Genomic DNA, 16,327 nt, shown 5'->3' with positions numbered 1-16,327 from the left:
AATTAAAGAGGAATAATGACCAATGCGAGATAATAAAAACTCTAAAATGACGATTATTAAAGGTATTGCAATAAGTTTTTTATTTGCCGGTTCAACAGTCGTATTGGCCAAAGATGATTGTGCAGATTTAACGGGGTGTGCGAAAAAAAGCCTGTGAAGTTAACCACCAGTTATTAACTGCAAAACGCCAAGGTAATTCACACCAAGTTGCAGGTCTTAATAAAGCACTCAATAATATAAACGCATATTGTACTCATGATGGATTAAAAGCAGAGTTGCAACAAAAAATAGATGATACCAATAGCGAAATTGAAGAATATAAAACCGATCTTAAAAAAGCTAAGCGCCAAGGTAAGCATGACAAAGTTGAAAAGTATCAGCAAAAGCTAAACGACAAAACTAAACAGCTTAAGCAATTAATTGATGAGCTAAATAGTTTGATTAATTAAAATGTCATTACAGCGTTTTTATATTTAATAAAGTAGAGCATATTACTATAAATAAATAATGTGCGAATAAAAGGGCTAAAATACCATGTTTATAAGTGATGTAATTGCCGATAGTTAGTTTGCTTAAGTACATTTTCACCTTATTTAACATAATATAAATTATAGGTATTAATATACCTATATATAAACAGCGGTCTATTTTAAAAGCTTCAAGCTCACTAAGTCCAATACTAGACGGTATCGGACATTAAGTAGCTTTAAACAACTATTATGGTTATTCATAGTTATCACCTTGAGGTTCCTTAATGCTTAGCTTAATATTAAAGCACAAGCCGTAAAAAACATTGAAGTATTCATATGGAATTTGTACGCCCACTCGAACCAATTTTAATTATTGATGATGTTAAACAGATCCGCGCTGATTTAAGCCAAGTATTAGCCGGTTTAGGTTTTGATGACATTATTGAGTGCGATAATTTTAATTGTGCTAAACCTCTGCTTATTGAAAAATCACCCAACGTTATATTCTTAGATGTTGATTTACCTGATTCTGAAAGCATTGAAATTTTAGAGTCGATTAACAACGAACACCCTCATGCACATGTTGTTATGTGTTCAGGCCACAATAGCTTTGAAACAGTGCAAAATACCTGGGAGCTAGGCGCAAAAGAATTTATAGCTAAGCCCTTTAACGCGCAAAAAGTTGATGCGGTAATGAAACGTTTAGAACTCATAGATTAAAGGAAATTATGCAGCACATTGTTACGACAATAATTGATGACCTATCTACCGTTATATTTGGTAAACAACAACAAATAAAATTAGCGTTAGCCTGTTTATTTAGTGAAGGCCATTTACTAATTGAAGACTTACCCGGCATGGGAAAAACCACTTTGTCGCATGCATTAGCTGCAGTACTGGGGTTATCGTATCAGCGTATACAATTTACCAGCGATTTATTGCCCGCTGATATTATTGGCACCAATATATTTAATAATAATGAACATAGTTTTTCATTTCATAAAGGCCCAATTTTCAGCCAAGTGGTACTCGCTGATGAAATAAATCGCGCGGGTCCTAAAACACAAAGTGCTTTATTGGAGGCGATGGAAGAACATCAAGTAACAGTAGATGGAGACAAGTACCCGCTCCCTACTCCATTTTTTGTAATTGCGACTCAAAATCCATTATATCAGGCAGGTACATACCCGTTACCAGAATCACAACTAGATCGTTTTTTAATGCGAATTAGTTTAGGGTTTCCACCTAAAGATGCAGAAAAACGGTTACTGTTAAATAATCAAAAACGTGATTATTCGCAGTTACCGCAGCGAATTGAACAACATCAACTTAAGCAAATTCAAGATGCTATATCAAATATCACGCTAAGTTCGCCAGTCGTTGATTATATAATTGAGTTAGTGACTTATACTCGTGAGTCTCAAACATTAACGACTTCGCTTTCCCCAAGAGCCAGTATGGCACTGGCTAAATCGGCCAAAGCGTGGGCCTATATTGAAGGCCGTGACTACGTATTACCCGAAGATGTACAGGCTGTTTTTTCAAGTGTGTGTCAGCATCGATTAGGTTTACATAGTGATGCGGGCGATACACAAATAGCGGCCATTTTAAAACATGTTTTAGTGCCCGTTTAGGTAAATGCGTATTTATAAATTTAAGCGCCCTACTTTTATTCACGATATAAAAAGCGCGATTTTAACGGCCTTATTAAAAAATAAGCACAAAAAAAATAGCATCACCTTAAAACATAATACTATTTATGTTTTACCATCCACGCTTGGCGTTTACTTTAGCGTTGTTGCATCATTAAATTTTGTAATGGGGATTAATTATCAAAATAATTTAATTCTGTTTATGGCTTATTTAATGTTTGTGATTATAATTTTTGCATTGTTATTGGGCTACAGTAATGCCAGAGGTTTAACTGTCAGCTTTAAATACGCCATTGACAGTTTTGCGCCTCAGACACCACAGCTAGTTTGGCAAATAGAAGCCGATGATCCTTGCCAATCCATTACATTGAGTTACCCCAAGGATTTAAAAAATGCGTGTTACATTACGCACGTTAAAAATGAAGTAATAAAATGCCAATTATCATTACCTTACACCAAGCGAGGCTGTTACAAGTTAAAGCCAATAAAAATTGCCAGTAATTACCCCTTTGGTTTAGTCAGTGTGTGGAGTTATATACAACCGAATAAAGCAGTGTATGTTTATCCGTCAATAATTAAAACAACAAATCAAAAACACCAAAACTTAGTTGCAAATAATACCGATGAAGGCACTGAAAAACATAAAGGTGATGATGAATTTGAAAGTTTAATTACTCATTTGCCAGAAATGGGGTTACAGCGAATATCATGGAAGCACTATGCAAAAACACAGCAATTACTTGTAAAACAATTTAGTGATTTTAAATCAGCGGATGCACAATTCGATTTTAACTTAGTCACGGGCGATACCGAACAGCGTTTAGGGCAACTCTGTTTTTTAGTTTGCCAAGCATTTGAAAGTGATATTAATTATTCTTTAAAACTTCCTAATAAATTAATCACCACCAATTCAGGCAAGCTGCATCATCAGCGTTGTTTACAAGCGTTAAGCCAAGTCGGTAATGATAATGAATGAGATTAAAAACCATCGCGTTATTAACTTTGCTCTATCGTTTATTTATTTAGGGCTAGTCAGTTTTTTTACAGAGCACTTACCCCTGCCCTTTATTGCAATGCTTAGTGTGTTATGTGGCTGGAATATTTATTTAACAGTTAAACAAAAGCAGAAACCCAACGCGTGGTTTGCTAATGGATTGGCCGCCATTGCATTAATTATTATGCTAAGCAGCATAGGCTTTAAAGATACCGTTGTATTGTTTGTAGCCATGCTGTTATTGTCGTGTGTTTTTAAATTATTGCAGGCAAAATCAAAACAGCATTACCAATTGATCATTACCCTTACGTTCTTTTCACTCTCAGCGGTATATTTGTTTAGCCAAACCATTTTTACTACCTTAGTTATAAGCACCTTCTATATTTTAAACTTTGCGGTGCTAGGGTTATTAGAGTCTAGTCATAGCTTAAAACTCTCTTCAAAACAAAGTGCTAAAATTATGCTACTGGCTTTTCCTTTAGCCGTAATACTTTTATTATTTTTACCTAAACTTCCGGCATTTTGGCAACTACCCGGTCCAAAAATGGCACAAACAGGATTATCTGAACAAGTCGATCCGTTTGATATAGCAAAGTTATCAAATTCTGATGAACTGGTATTTAGAGCAAAATTTAATGGTACACCACCCCCTACGCCCTATTATTGGCGCGCTATTGTACATGATGAATTTGATGGTGCAGCGTGGAAAACATCCTCCTTTTTAAAGCAAGCGTTGATATTACCCGCTAAAAAAAGCACGAGTGAAAATGAGGCTCAGTATACGGTTATAGCTGAGCCTGCTATTTCAGATTGGCTATATGGGCTTGGTTTTTCAAGCAGTGAAAGCCCCAATGTTATTGCCAATACTTTAGGTTTATTACGAAAACAACAATATAAATCCAAGGTTTTACAATATGCAGTTAATAGTGAACCGTTATCTAGTACATCGCTTAATAAGTCCCAACAGCGGTTTTATAGCCAATTAACTGTTAGTAATAATCAAAAATCTCAGCAGTTAGCGCAACAATTAAAAAATAATAGCGCCAATGCCGATGAATTTTTTAATCGACTTTTAAGCTATTTTTCAAAAAATGAATTTAGCTATACACTTACACCTACACCCATGCGCGGCGAAAATACGCTCGATCAGTTTATGTTTGATAATAAACGCGGTTTTTGCGGGCATTATGCCAGTGCTGCTGCCTTTATTTTTAGAAGTGCAGGTATTCCTGCGCGTGTTGTCAGTGGCTATTTAGGAGGCGAGTTAAATAAAAACAGTGATTACATGACTATTCGTCAATACGATGCGCATGCCTGGGTTGAAGTATATACCGGTGCCGGTTGGAAAGTATTTGATGCCACAGCGGTTGTCGCACCCGAGCGGTTAAACGGCTCCTTGTCACAAAGTACCACCCTTAATGACGAATTTAAAAATAATATTAGCTTTGGACTCGTTAGTTTAAGTAACTATGCCGCCATTAATTGGCTTAGACTTGAATTAGAAAACTTAGATTATCAATGGTCTAGTTGGGTACTTGGGTTTGATAAAGACAAACAACAAGATTTATTTGCTACCTTATTTGGTAATAAGTTTATTTGGCTGGTGCCACTTGGGGTTATTATTATTTTAATTTTGAGCTTTACGGCTTACTTTATTTATTTAAACAGACCTAAAGCCTCAACAAAACAACCGCCACTGGTCAATGAGTATTATGAAATTATTTGTTGGGCTAATAAACACGCGATTAGCTATCCTGAAAATGCCACGCCAACCCAAACTTTAGAACACATTAGCAATCAAGCGCCCCATGCAGAGCAACAAATAACCGCTTTTTGTGAGTTATTTAAGCAAGTGCGCTATGCAAGGCATCCATTTACTAAAGAACGTAAAAATCAGGCTAAAGATCTGATAAAATTAATTAAATCTACAAAACAGAGAAATCTATGAACGCAGTTATTATCGGCGTTATTTTAATGCTTGGACTCACTTTAGTCCGTGTAAATGTGATTGTTGCAATGACGATAAGTGCACTGGTTGCCGGATTAACCGCTGGCATGGGATTGAAAGAAAGCATCGATGCATTTAATTCAGGATTATCGTCAGGTGCCGAGATTGCTTTAAGTTATGCTATGTTGGGCGCATTTGCCGTGGCAATTTCTAAGTCAGGCCTAACACGTATTTTAGCCGCGAAGTTATTGGCAAAAGTTAACGCACAAACTGGCTCAAGCGAAAGCCTGCTCAGCTATTTTATCCTGTTTATTATTTTGATTTGTGCTATTTCATCACAAAATTTAGTCCCTGTTCATATTGCGTTTATTCCTATTCTAATTCCGCCGTTATTAGTGGTGTTTAACAAATTGCGATTAGACAGACGCGCTATTGCTTGTATTTTAACCTTTGGTTTAGCCACCTCGTATATGGTACTCCCTTATGGGTTTGGTGGAATTTATTTATACTCTATATTACATAAAAACCTAGTGGATAATGGCCTTGAAATAGTCAATACCAGCGTACCTTTGGCGATGATTATTCCTGCTATTGGCATGTTCGTGGGGTTGTTAATTGCGCTGTTTATTACTTATAGAAAACGCCGAGAATATACAAATACCGCCCTTACCGTTGAGAGTAAACAAACAGAAATTGATAACCCCAAAAAAGTAATGATGGTTGGTTTATTTGCTGTTGTTGCGTCGTTAATTGCTCAAAATGCCAGTGGCTCTATGATATTAGGCGGCCTAGTTGGCGTGGTTATATTTAGTGTATTTGGTGTGGTTAAGTGGGAAGAAAACGGCGACGTATTTAGTAAAGGCGTGGCAATGATGGCCATGATTGGCTTTATTATGATCTCAGCACAAGGTTTTGCCGCGGTCATGAAAGAAACCGGACACGTAGCCAGCTTAGTTCACAGTAGCGCCGCAATTTTTGATGGTAATAAGCCGATGGCTGCGGCTGTAATTTTATTAGTCGGCTTATTTATAACGATGGGAATAGGCAGCTCGTTTTCAACGGTGCCTATTATTGCCACCTTATTTGTTCCTTTATGTTTAGAGCTAAACTTTTCCGTAATGGCAACCGCTGCACTTGTTGGTACTGCTGGCGCATTAGGTGATGCCGGCTCCCCTGCCTCCGACTCCACGTTAGGGCCAACTTCCGGCCTTAATGCTGATGGTCAGCACGATCATATTTGGGATTCAGTGGTACCAACCTTCATTCACTTTAATTTACCGCTATTGGTATTCGGCTGGATAGCCGCCATGGTACTTTAATTTTTAAAAGGTGTGCTTTGTGCACGCCTTTTTATTTTGAAATTTACACCCTCCTTTTTACTCATTATCCCAAACACAAACATTAATGCTAAGTTTGCAGCACTAACAAATTATGTATGATGTGTTCTTAATGGGTTTTAATATAAGCACCAAAACTAGGTGCTTATATTAATTTACTATTTAGCGTTATAACTCAAAGCCATGTAGCATTTTATCGCATACTACCGGTGTTGGTCTGTGGTTATCATCCACGGCAACAAAGGTAAAACTACCCGTAATAGCAGAATGCTTATTATCTTTGTGCATGGTTTCTAGGAATATTTCAACATCTACCTTTAGGCTGGTATTCCCTACATGCGACACTTTTGAGATTAATTCGGCAAATGAACCTGCCGGAATAGCCTCTTTAAAATCTACCCTATCAGATGAAATAGTCACTAATGGCTTACGGCAAAAACGGGTAGCTGCTATAAAAGCAACCTCATCCATCCACGCTAATGCATCACCACCAAATAGCGTATTGTGGTGATTAGTACGCCCAGGAAATACCGCTTTTGTAACCGATGTGGTCGAATCTTTTATACGTTGCGCAATAATTGCTTCGCGCTCTACTTGAGTCATAATCTCTACTTTTTGTTTGCTAATGTGTCTTGCATCAATAATGCAGGGTCAAGGCGTTCACCTTGCCAATTAAATCGCCAATCTAAATGCGGGCCAGTTACACGGCCCGTAGCACCTATTTCAGCCACTTTCATACCTTGTGTAATTTTATCCCCCACTTTTACATCTAGCTTGCTTAGATGAATGTAAGTCGAGGTAACACCGTGGCCATGATCTAAAATTAAAGTACCACCTGAGTAATATAAATCTGGTTCAGCAAATACCACGGTACCGCTGATCGGCGCATACACAGGAGAGCCTGTTTTATTTGCTATGTCTAAACCAAAGTGTGGTCTGCGTGGTTCACCATTAAAGTAACGCTGGCTTCCATAAACACCTGAAATACGGCCCTCGGCAGGCCTAAGCACAGGCTGTAAAAAGTACTCTAGGTCAGAGTCAACAGCGCGCGCTTTTCTTACCGCGACCGCTTCACGGCTAATACGTTCACTGACCGCTTTTGGTGGCGATACATATTTTTTTGCAACACCGGTTATTTTATCGATGTTGTAGTCGCGAAGGGTTATAACTAAATCTTGGCTGTGGTTTTTTCCACTTTTATCAACCCATGATAAAGTGTGGTTTGGTTTTGCATCACGACCAAAACCAAATACAAATAAGCCATTATCAGATAGCTTTAATGGCTTACCATTTAAACTAACCGATTTTGCGTTATTTAATTGCCCTGTAACCAAGCCGCCTTGAGTTAAATGCCCTTTTAGTTCAACTGCCAAAGCACTAAAACTAAATGATGCAATTAACGCTGACACTAATAAGGATTTAAGCATAACTAATTGACCCCTTACCAACGCCTTCATAAGCAGTAATTTTTACGTCTTTTTCTGGATGCTGCAGTTTTACTTGGCCGGCAATATACTCAGCAATACATTCTACTGTGGTATCTATGGGTAAGATGTCGCAACGCGATTCGCTAATTGCCATTTCAAAATAACCTTGCGCGGCTGTATATGCAAAACACACGTCATCCTCTTTGGCGATAATATGCTTTAATTCAGAGGCGCTGATTTGATCTTCGCTGGTAGCTAAGTAAATATCTTGCCATTTATCAGCCCACTGTTTTTGTAAACGAGGCATAGAGATACCACCTAAGCTGATCCCTATTTGTGAACGATGTCCATGAATAATGCGCTGGCAATTACCATCATGCTTTTTAAGGCCATGGCTGTAGTGGTAGTAAAAACTTTGGTTGTGCTCAGGCTTTAATACCAGTTCAATTTTTTCAATATTATCAGGAAGCTGTGGCAGTATTGTGGCAACTAAATACTCTGTAACCGACTCAATGGTTATCTTATCGGTATCTATCAGGCAAAAAGCTTGATGAGGCGCACTCATTGCAATGTGCTTATTCTCACCAAATGTACAATCTAATGTTTTATGATCAGCAAATTCATTAATGCTACCGTTTATGTTATTTGGAACAGCTAAACGGTGATCAATACACTCATCAATAATGCCTTTTATTTGCTTTTTAACTAAGCCAAAGTCTAAAACCATAGACTCTTCATTTAGTTTGCCATGTAAAGTCAAATCAACAATCCAACTTTCGCCAACTGCACCGCGTTTATTGCATAAGTAAGAAAAATCAATCACAGTGAGTGAGTTAACAAAAAGGGTCATAAATTTCCTTTAAACTGATTAAAAGTCAGCCCTAATTATAATGATTTCTGTTAGTAATTGCGCGGTTTAATCATACTAAAATCAGTTGCATTGTCTGATTGGCTATATTTAAACCATTTTTTAACTGCTCCGAGTTGTTTAGCGTACAAGTGTACGCTAAAGTACAGGGCAATTTCTAAGCAAAGATAAAGTGTTATGGAACCTAAAAATAGCTATACAAAAGAAGATTTGATCCTTTGTGGTCAAGGTGAAATGTTTGGTGAAGGAAATTGTCGTTTACCAAGTGACAACATGTTAATGATGGATCGTATCATCTCTATCACCGATGATGGTGGTGAGCATGGTAAAGGCCAAATTATTGCTGAGCTAGATATTGACCCTAGCCTATGGTTTTTTGACTGCCACTTTAAAGGCGACCCTGTAATGCCGGGTTGTTTGGGCTTAGATGCAATGTGGCAACTGGTTGGGTTTTTCTTAGGCTGGTCTGGTGGCCCTGGTCTTGGCCGCGCATTAGGTGTAGGCGAAGTGAAATTTACTGGCCAAATTCTACCAACGGCAAAAAAAGTAACTTACCGTCTTGATATGAAACGCGTTATTAAACGTAAGTTGTTTATGGGCATGGCTGATGGCACTGTTGAAGTAGACGGCCGCGTTATATACGAAGCAAAAGATTTAAAAGTGGGCTTATTCCAAGACACTAGCGCGTTTTAATTTTAACGCACGCAACAAAAAAGCCTCTAACTAGAGGCTTTTTTGCTTAAATTCGTTGTGAGTTTATGTTTTATACATATTGCGATTTTCTATTGCCTCGCGCCAACCACCAAGCCACTCAGACTTAGGATCAACTTGTTGATAAGGGCAGTGCTCTTTTGAGCGACCAGCTAAACCAGCTTTAAAACCTTGAGAATGAGCTCTTTCTAAACGATCTCTTTTCTGTCTCTTCATCGGTAAAATCCTCACCTTTATATTTATATTTTTGTAGCATTAAATTCATCTACATTTAATAAATAGCCAACAAAAATGTTAAATTCAAACACAAAATACAATTAATTTGTTTGACTTTAACTAAGCTGCTGATGCAATGATAAATTAATTTAAAAATAATTTTATTGATCAACTTTAACCAATTTAACTTTATTAAAATGTTCCGGTACATCGGTTCAAAACACATAAGTGTCATATTTGTGACTAACAATATACCCTTAAGTTCCCAATTAATTTGTAATCAAAAAATGAACGTCAGAGCTGTTTTAAAAACATTCCAAATAAAAGCTTGATTAATTAAAACCGATCGGTCTAATATAAAGCATGAACAAAACACCAGCAGTTGCAACTAGGCGTGGCCGCCCACCCAAAATAGCCAGAGACAGTGCCGATACAAAAGCGCTGCTCATTCGTGTGGGCTTAGAAACCTTAACTGAGTTTGGCTTTAGTGCCACCGGGCTCGACACCATATTAAAAAAAGCAAAAGTACCTAAAGGCTCCTTTTATCATTACTTTAAAAGTAAAGAAGCCTATGGCTTGGCTCTTGTTGATGCCTACGACGATTTTTTTATAAATAAACTTAAATTTTACCTAGAGCAATCTGAAGTCCCCGCACTCGAGCGCATTGTTAATTTCACACAAAGCGCAATTGCTGGAATGCAAAAGTATGATTACAAACGCGGGTGCTTGGTGGGTAACTTAAATCAAGAGCTTAATCATTTAAGTGACGACTTTAAAACCCGTTTAATGCAAAGCTACATCGCTTGGCAACAACAATTAAAACGATGTTTAGATTTAGCCCAGCAGCAACAAACTATTAATCCACACATTAATACCGAACAAATGAGTGAATATTTTTGGGTGGGTTGGGAAGGCGCAGTAATGCGAGCTAAACTAACCCAATCAAGTAAGCCACTTACTTTATACACAGAAATGTTTTTACGCGCATTACTCAGTTAATGCATTTTTTATTACTAATTTAAAGACGATCGGTCTAAAAGGAAATCTAATGAGCAATTCTATTAAAGCTATTGTTATAGATAAGCAAGACGACAACTACACTGCAGCCCTAAGCACCATAAACAGTGACGATCTGCCAAACGAAAATGTATTAATTGATGTGCTTTACAGTACCTTAAATTATAAAGATGGCTTAGCCATCACGGGTAAAGGCCCTGTTGTACGTAGCTTTCCTATGGTGCCGGGGATTGATTTAGTGGGTACAGTGACTAGCAGCGACAGTGCTGAATTTAAAAGTGGCGACCACGTTATTTTAAATGGTTTTGGTGTTGGCGAAAAGCACTGGGGTGGCTTATCTCAAAAAGCGGCACTGAGCAGTGATTGGTTAATTCCCCTACCCGCTAACTTATCACCTAAACAAGCTATGCAAATTGGTACTGCCGGTTATACGGCAATGCTCAGTGTTATTGCACTAGAAAAGCAAGGCGTTACTCCCGAGTCAGGTGAAATTTTAGTGACCGGTGCTAATGGTGGCGTAGGCAGTTTTGCTATTTATTTACTAAGCCAGCTAGGTTATCAAGTCACCGCTGCAACAGGTCGTATGGAGCAAGCAGACTATTTAAAATCATTAGGAGCAACTAATGTAATTGATAGAAATGAGTTTTCTAACCCTGGTAAACCTCTGCAAAAAGAACGCTTTGCTGCAGCTATTGATTCTGTGGGTAGCCATACACTTGCAAATATTTGTGCATCACTTAAATATGGGGGGGTTGTTACTGCTTGCGGGCTTGCTCAAGGTATGGACTTACCGGCCTCGGTTGCACCCTTTATTTTACGTGGGGTTTCATTAATGGGTATTGATAGCGTTATGCGCCCTAAAGCGGATCGTGTTGAAGCTTGGGAACGTTTAGCTTCATTAGTTAATGCCGATTACTTGGATAAAATTTCAACTGAAATAAATCTTGATCAAGTCATTGAAAGCGCCGAGCAACTAATGCAAGGCCAAATTCGTGGTCGTGTAGTGGTTAATTGTCAAAGTTAAGCATTTTTGCTACTAAACTCTCGTTATTAAATTTATAATGTTCGCTGATTTTTTAATAACGAGAGAACACCTATGAGCAACCAAGAACTTTTCAGTAATAACCCACTGCAAGGCGTTAAATTAGAGCAAGTGGTTGAAGAACTGGTTGAGCAATATGGGTGGGAACTTCTGCATGCCTACTTACAACTTAACTGCTTTAAAAATAATCCAGACATTAAATCTGCAGTTAAATTTTTGCGTAAAACCGAGTGGGCACAACAAAAAGTAGATAATTTCTATTTGTACCGCCTTAAAAACTTACCTCGCCCAGATGACGTACAATACGAACTGCCTCCACGCGACCGCATTATTCCTGAAGGCGATAAACCAGGTGAGCCTTGCGAGTTAAGCTTTTCTGATGCAAAACGTATTCAAGAAAAAAAAGCAGCAAAACAACGTGCGCGTACCCGTAAGCAACGTTCAAATTCAAGTAACCCGTGGGGTAACTAATACACCTTTTAGGCAAGAGTTAACAATAAACGTTAGCTCTTGCGTTACTGCAAACTGTAGTAATTAATAACCGCGGTATTTCCAAAAGTCGTCTTCAGTTTTGGTTTTTTCATTGATAAGATTAAATGTTTTATCCGCAATGACTTTCCCCGCTAAAGATAGGGTCATACGCCAGTCACCTATTTTATCTTCTATAGGCTCCCATACCGTATCGCCTAAATAAAACGACCAGTCGTTATCTTTAACATATACAGTGCCCTCAAAAGGCAGCATCACTTCGCCATTGGTATCTATAATACCTGGGTGGTAAATACAAAAATGTAGTTTTTCGCCTTTGGCTTTTTTAATATTAACTATCAGACCAAATTCTACATCAAGTTCTGCTTTGACTTGCGTAGTGAATTGAGTAATTTGCGGTAGTGATTTACTGTCTTTGTCCCAGTGACTATATATGCCGAAACTTTGTAATGTAATTTGTGGTTTAGATTTTGCCATTGAACTTTCTATTTTTTACTTTCAATTTTTAAGCCACCAGCTTAAGCGAGCGGTTTATTAATTAAGTAGTTGTTTTGGATTTTTAGGGTAGTAGTTGCTGGGTTGCTGCTCGCATAAACTAAACTCGCGAGTATTTTTATACGGCAACTTCATAAAACCAGCCACCCCCACGTCGGTAATATTTACCGCGTATTGCATAAGCTTATTTAGTAAACGTTTAAATTCAACTTCTTTACTGGCATCAAGTAATCTGTAGTAATGATGAATTTTCATCCTATCTGGCAGCGCTTCAAAAATAATACAGCCGGTATGATGTATCTGGTTTAGCTCAAATACACATTTAATCACCTTTTTAGGTAGTTGCAGTTGCTCATCGGGGTCTTTACCATCTTCAAAATATGAATGCGGACGGGTTACCTCGCTGGCTTTTACATTAACCACTTCATAATCAAGCTCAGGTAACTGGTTAAATTTAAATGCACCGGTGCCATCGCGCTCTAGTTGAATCGTTTTACGGGCATCAAATAAACAACACTTAAATAAGCCTTTTTGGCTAATAGCCTGGGCTAACATTACTGTGTTGTTTACTGCATCGGTGAATGCGGTTGCGAGGGTCTCGTCATGCATAATGAGTGACGATTCAACATACAAAGATTCATCTTTCCAATGAAAGCTGAGCCCTCCTACTACAGGATATTTAGCTAAGCGGCTAATAGAGGCTAAAAACGCTTTTTCGGTATCCCCAGTATCAAATAAAAACTCTTTATAATACCTATCAAGCTGAGCATCGTTAACATCTAAAAGTTGTTGTTTATGATCGGCTTGGCGTAAAAATTGTTTTCTAGAGCTATAAACTACGGTTTCGGGTTCGGGGTCTTGGCTAAACCAAAACGGAATTGCCGCTTTAGTTTCTGTTTTTGGTAGTTGTGGTAAATACGCTTTTGCCATGGTTTCTATGTTACGCATAAAATAGTCACCCGCTTTGTCCCTTACCAACCGTTCTTTTGAAAGCATGCCATCAATAACGTTTGCCAGCTCCTTAGGTAACATTAAACTACTGGCCGGTATAGCCTGAGCACCAAATCGGCAAGACTGCGCTGAGGCAAGTGCATATAGCGTTGATGCAACCCCTTGCTCATCAAAACGAGGGGACGACTTTTCACCCGACATTTGCGCATCACCTATAAAATAAACATCACCCATTCGTGCGTTAGTGGTACTTAAATCGCCGGACATTAAATCCATAAAATTACTGGCAATTGGGTTTCCTTGTTCATCTACTTGGGCATAAACAGAGCTTCCCCAGTCAACCAAGGATAGCTGCTTTTCATTTTCATCCCACACCAAGTTAGAGGGTTTAATATCACCATGTACAATAGGCTGCGGGCTTAAACCATTTTTATGACGACGTAAATCAAGCAACACATTTCTTAATTTAACCGCTAAGCTCATTATTTTGGCGGCCGGTAAGCGCCCTTGCTTTAGTGATACTTTTTCAAGGTCTTCACCAATGGCGCGCGCCATCATCAAAATACCTTGTTTTTTTATTCGCTCAAAACCATAAAATGTTGGCACTAAGGGATTTTTGATTTGCGAAAGCATATACGCTTCATCTTCAAGGCGATCACGTACACTTTGCGCGAGCGTAATTCTAGAAAACTTAAACACCCAAGGCAGGCCATGTTCATCATCCCCTGCAAATACAAACCCAAATGCCCCTGAGCCAATCATTTCTACCTTTTTATACCCAAGCAAAGTGAGCTGTTTAATACAAATATTAAGCCACTGACGATGTTTTTTTGCATCACGGTGTGACAGCAAATAAACCGACTGCTCTTCGTTGATATAAAAATTGCGAATTTCTTTAGCTTTCAATGCGGGTTCTCTAGGTTAGTTGTTAAAAGCGCAGTGTTACCTTTATATTTGATAGTAACGCGAGCATTGTGTTAATTAAACCTTTAAGCATCACAATATGTTTATCAAGCCGTTATGTCATGATATTTAGTCATGATTTAGACATATATCGCTGTTATTTGCTATTTCGCCGTATCCTACTTAACCACAGCATCGTAAATAGGGTAAAACACACCTTTATATTATTCTTAGGTTAAAAAAATGAAACGTATTATAAAAGCCTCTTCAATCGCGCTTGCTCTGAGTATGTGCATGAATGCTCAAGCCGCAGACTTTAACTTTTCTACAAAAGTAGACAACGATGCAAATACGCTGGTTGTATTTTATAGCCAAGATGGAAACAACAGCCAATTTAAAGCACTCGACAAGCAGTTCGATGGCCAATTGCAACGCGTTATTGATATAGAAAATTTTACCGGCGATTACGCTAAAGTGGCACAACTTGTTGCGCCAAGTAAAAGTAACTACAGCCGCGTTTTAGTCGTAGGTACTGGTAAAACTAGCGAGCTTGATAAAGCAAAAGCAGCTAAGTTAGGCGGTAATATTCACGCTCAACTAGTTAAAGCCAAAGTTGGCACTGCCAGCGTTGTATTTGAAGATGTAGCCGGTGTAAGTGACAATGCATTACTTGCTGCTAACTTTGCCCATGGTGCAAACTTACGCGATCATCGTTTTGAAAACTATAAAAAAGAACCAAACACTGAAACAGTTAGCTATACCTTTGATGTTGATAACACTAAGCAAACTCGCAAGCTTTACACCCAATTAGAAAGTATTCAAGCCGGTGTTTTTTTAGCCCGCGATTTAACATCTGAAGTCGCTACCGAAATGACACCTGTTGACTTTGCTAATGCGGCAAAAGAATTAGCATCTTTGGGCGTAACCATCAAAGTATTGGAGCCTAAAGAAATAAAAGAACTTGGTATGGGTGCATTAGAAGCTGTTGGTCGAGGTAGCCAGCAAGGTGCCCGTTTAGTGGTTGCCCATTATAAAGGGTCTGACGATGCCCCTATTGCCCTTGTTGGTAAAGGCATTACGTTTGACTCAGGTGGTTACAGCATTAAAACCGGTGCATCTATTGCACGTATGAAGTCAGACATGGCCGGTGCTGCTGCAGTGCTTGGTACAGTTAAAGCAATGGCGTTAGCTAAAGCTGACAAAAACGTAGTAGCCGTTATGGGCATGGCTGCGAATATGGTATCGCAGTTCGCTGTAGCCCCAGGTGATGTTGTTCGCACCGCAGAGGGCTTAAGTGTTGAAATTTTAAATACCGACGCCGAAGGACGCTTAGTATTAAGTGATGCTATGTGGTATGCACGTGAGCACTACAAACCAGAAATTATGATTGATGTTGCAACACTCACCGGTTCAAAAATCCGTGCTGTAGGCAATGAATACGCGGCAGTGTTCTCAGATGACGATACGCTAGTATCTCAACTAACGGTAGCCGGTAAACAAGTAAACGAAAACCTATGGCGCCTACCTTTAGGGTATAAAGATATGTTGGAGTCTGACATAGCTGATTTAACAAATGTGGGTTCAGGTGGCCCAGGTGCAACCACTGCTGCCACTTTCTTAGAGCATTTTGCTGGCGATACCCGTTGGGTGCATATCGATATCGCAGGTAATGCCTTAGTGAAAAAAGGTAAAGATGAGCTTTCACCAGGGGGAACGGGGTTTGGTGTTCGCTTATTAAGCGAATGGTTATTAGCTAACTAATTGTTTATTAATACTAATAAAAGCGCCAAAGTAGGTTTACTACTTT

General features: G+C 38.7%; 18 protein-coding genes. 12 read left to right on the top strand and 6 right to left on the bottom strand.

The genetic code is table 11. The features are described from left to right. The first annotated feature begins 22 nt into the window (after positions 1-22). The 7 genes from PISS_RS19105 (at position 23) to PISS_RS07630 (ending at position 6,383) form a co-directional block, all read left to right on the top strand. Positions 23-157, top strand: coding sequence for a hypothetical protein (locus PISS_RS19105; protein ID WP_257720501.1), 135 nt, complete (start codon positions 23-25; stop codon positions 155-157). Further along, entirely contained in the window at positions 138-449 is a 312-nt protein-coding gene (locus tag PISS_RS07655) for a DUF1090 domain-containing protein (RefSeq protein ID WP_232311351.1), read from the top strand. The genes PISS_RS19105 and PISS_RS07655 overlap by 20 nt, the downstream gene beginning before the upstream one ends. A gap of 357 nt (positions 450-806) precedes the next feature. Continuing rightward, entirely contained in the window at positions 807-1,190 is a 384-nt protein-coding gene (locus PISS_RS07650; protein WP_013464929.1) for a response regulator, read from the top strand. An 8-nt stretch (positions 1,191-1,198) separates the two neighbouring features. After that, entirely contained in the window at positions 1,199-2,104 is a 906-nt protein-coding gene (locus tag PISS_RS07645) for an AAA family ATPase (protein ID WP_058154597.1), read from the top strand. Positions 2,105-2,108: 4 nt separating this feature from the next. Next, positions 2,109-3,098 (top strand): DUF58 domain-containing protein, encoded by a 990-nt coding sequence (locus PISS_RS07640; RefSeq protein ID WP_058154595.1) that lies wholly within the window; start codon positions 2,109-2,111, stop codon positions 3,096-3,098. Next, entirely contained in the window at positions 3,091-5,064 is a 1,974-nt protein-coding gene (locus PISS_RS07635) for a transglutaminase TgpA family protein (protein ID WP_058155491.1), read from the top strand. Before PISS_RS07640 ends, PISS_RS07635 begins: the two co-directional genes overlap by 8 nt. Then, positions 5,061-6,383, top strand: a complete 1,323-nt coding sequence (locus PISS_RS07630) for a Na+/H+ antiporter family protein (protein WP_028835250.1) — start codon at positions 5,061-5,063, stop codon at positions 6,381-6,383. Before PISS_RS07635 ends, PISS_RS07630 begins: the two co-directional genes overlap by 4 nt. A gap of 186 nt (positions 6,384-6,569) precedes the next feature. On the opposite strand, the gene PISS_RS07625 is transcribed toward PISS_RS07630, so the two are convergent. Genes PISS_RS07625 through PISS_RS07615 form a run of 3 tightly spaced genes read right to left on the bottom strand, consistent with a single transcriptional unit; the run spans position 6,570 to position 8,678 of the window. Next, positions 6,570-7,004: an acyl-CoA thioesterase gene (locus PISS_RS07625; protein WP_008114650.1), complete on the bottom strand. Its 435-nt coding sequence runs from the start codon at positions 7,002-7,004 to the stop codon at positions 6,570-6,572. A 5-nt stretch (positions 7,005-7,009) separates the two neighbouring features. Continuing rightward, on the bottom strand, positions 7,010-7,828 hold the full coding sequence (locus tag PISS_RS07620; protein ID WP_058154594.1) for a M23 family metallopeptidase: 819 nt from the start codon (positions 7,826-7,828) through the stop codon (positions 7,010-7,012). Next, positions 7,821-8,678, bottom strand: a complete 858-nt coding sequence (locus tag PISS_RS07615) for a 6-carboxytetrahydropterin synthase (RefSeq protein WP_058154592.1) — start codon at positions 8,676-8,678, stop codon at positions 7,821-7,823. The genes PISS_RS07620 and PISS_RS07615 overlap by 8 nt, the downstream gene beginning before the upstream one ends. Positions 8,679-8,873: 195 nt before the next feature. On the opposite strand from PISS_RS07615, the gene fabA reads away from it, so the two are divergent. Further along, positions 8,874-9,389: a bifunctional 3-hydroxydecanoyl-ACP dehydratase/trans-2-decenoyl-ACP isomerase gene (fabA, locus tag PISS_RS07610; protein ID WP_008114654.1), complete on the top strand. Its 516-nt coding sequence runs from the start codon at positions 8,874-8,876 to the stop codon at positions 9,387-9,389. A gap of 63 nt (positions 9,390-9,452) precedes the next feature. Here fabA and rmf read toward each other — a convergent pair whose 3' ends face one another. Beyond that, positions 9,453-9,623, bottom strand: coding sequence for a ribosome modulation factor (gene rmf / locus PISS_RS07605; RefSeq protein WP_008114656.1), 171 nt, complete (start codon positions 9,621-9,623; stop codon positions 9,453-9,455). Positions 9,624-9,986: 363 nt separating this feature from the next. On the opposite strand from rmf, the gene acuR reads away from it, so the two are divergent. The 3 genes from acuR (at position 9,987) to PISS_RS07590 (ending at position 12,153) form a co-directional block, all read left to right on the top strand. Beyond that, entirely contained in the window at positions 9,987-10,622 is a 636-nt protein-coding gene (acuR, locus tag PISS_RS07600) for an acrylate utilization transcriptional regulator AcuR (protein WP_016900341.1), read from the top strand. Between the two features lie 49 nt (positions 10,623-10,671). Next, positions 10,672-11,664, top strand: a complete 993-nt coding sequence (gene acuI, locus PISS_RS07595) for an acrylyl-CoA reductase (NADPH) (protein WP_058154590.1) — start codon at positions 10,672-10,674, stop codon at positions 11,662-11,664. A gap of 72 nt (positions 11,665-11,736) precedes the next feature. Next, positions 11,737-12,153, top strand: a complete 417-nt coding sequence (locus PISS_RS07590) for a VF530 family protein (protein ID WP_008114664.1) — start codon at positions 11,737-11,739, stop codon at positions 12,151-12,153. A 63-nt stretch (positions 12,154-12,216) separates the two neighbouring features. On the opposite strand, the gene PISS_RS07585 is transcribed toward PISS_RS07590, so the two are convergent. Both PISS_RS07585 and PISS_RS07580 read right to left on the bottom strand, forming a co-directional pair. After that, on the bottom strand, positions 12,217-12,648 hold the full coding sequence (locus PISS_RS07585) for a DUF3859 domain-containing protein (protein WP_013464918.1): 432 nt from the start codon (positions 12,646-12,648) through the stop codon (positions 12,217-12,219). Positions 12,649-12,705: 57 nt separating this feature from the next. After that, complete coding sequence (locus PISS_RS07580; RefSeq protein ID WP_058154588.1) at positions 12,706-14,523, bottom strand: protein kinase domain-containing protein; 1,818 nt, start codon at positions 14,521-14,523, stop codon at positions 12,706-12,708. A gap of 240 nt (positions 14,524-14,763) precedes the next feature. Between PISS_RS07580 and PISS_RS07575 the strand changes: the two genes are divergently transcribed. After that, positions 14,764-16,281: a leucyl aminopeptidase gene (locus PISS_RS07575; protein ID WP_058154587.1), complete on the top strand. Its 1,518-nt coding sequence runs from the start codon at positions 14,764-14,766 to the stop codon at positions 16,279-16,281. The last annotated feature ends 46 nt before the right edge of the window (positions 16,282-16,327 follow it).

The sequence above is a fragment of the Pseudoalteromonas issachenkonii genome (genome assembly GCF_002310795.1).
Lineage (GTDB): Bacteria > Pseudomonadota > Gammaproteobacteria > Enterobacterales > Alteromonadaceae > Pseudoalteromonas > Pseudoalteromonas tetraodonis.
This window is presented reverse-complemented; position numbering and strand designations above follow the sequence as displayed.

Coding starts and splice junctions, on each gene's coding strand:
- PISS_RS19105 (WP_257720501.1), top strand. CDS start 23: ATGCGAGATAATAAAAACTCTAAAATGACGATTATTAAAGGTATTGCA.
- PISS_RS07650 (WP_013464929.1), top strand. CDS start 807: ATGGAATTTGTACGCCCACTCGAACCAATTTTAATTATTGATGATGTT.
- PISS_RS07645 (WP_058154597.1), top strand. CDS start 1,199: ATGCAGCACATTGTTACGACAATAATTGATGACCTATCTACCGTTATA.
- PISS_RS07640 (WP_058154595.1), top strand. CDS start 2,109: ATGCGTATTTATAAATTTAAGCGCCCTACTTTTATTCACGATATAAAA.
- PISS_RS07635 (WP_058155491.1), top strand. CDS start 3,091: ATGAATGAGATTAAAAACCATCGCGTTATTAACTTTGCTCTATCGTTT.
- PISS_RS07630 (WP_028835250.1), top strand. CDS start 5,061: ATGAACGCAGTTATTATCGGCGTTATTTTAATGCTTGGACTCACTTTA.
- PISS_RS07625 (WP_008114650.1), bottom strand. CDS start 7,004: ATGACTCAAGTAGAGCGCGAAGCAATTATTGCGCAACGTATAAAAGAT.
- PISS_RS07620 (WP_058154594.1), bottom strand. CDS start 7,828: ATGCTTAAATCCTTATTAGTGTCAGCGTTAATTGCATCATTTAGTTTT.
- PISS_RS07615 (WP_058154592.1), bottom strand. CDS start 8,678: ATGACCCTTTTTGTTAACTCACTCACTGTGATTGATTTTTCTTACTTA.
- fabA (WP_008114654.1), top strand. CDS start 8,874: ATGGAACCTAAAAATAGCTATACAAAAGAAGATTTGATCCTTTGTGGT.
- rmf (WP_008114656.1), bottom strand. CDS start 9,623: ATGAAGAGACAGAAAAGAGATCGTTTAGAAAGAGCTCATTCTCAAGGT.
- acuR (WP_016900341.1), top strand. CDS start 9,987: ATGAACAAAACACCAGCAGTTGCAACTAGGCGTGGCCGCCCACCCAAA.
- acuI (WP_058154590.1), top strand. CDS start 10,672: ATGAGCAATTCTATTAAAGCTATTGTTATAGATAAGCAAGACGACAAC.
- PISS_RS07590 (WP_008114664.1), top strand. CDS start 11,737: ATGAGCAACCAAGAACTTTTCAGTAATAACCCACTGCAAGGCGTTAAA.
- PISS_RS07585 (WP_013464918.1), bottom strand. CDS start 12,648: ATGGCAAAATCTAAACCACAAATTACATTACAAAGTTTCGGCATATAT.
- PISS_RS07575 (WP_058154587.1), top strand. CDS start 14,764: ATGAAACGTATTATAAAAGCCTCTTCAATCGCGCTTGCTCTGAGTATG.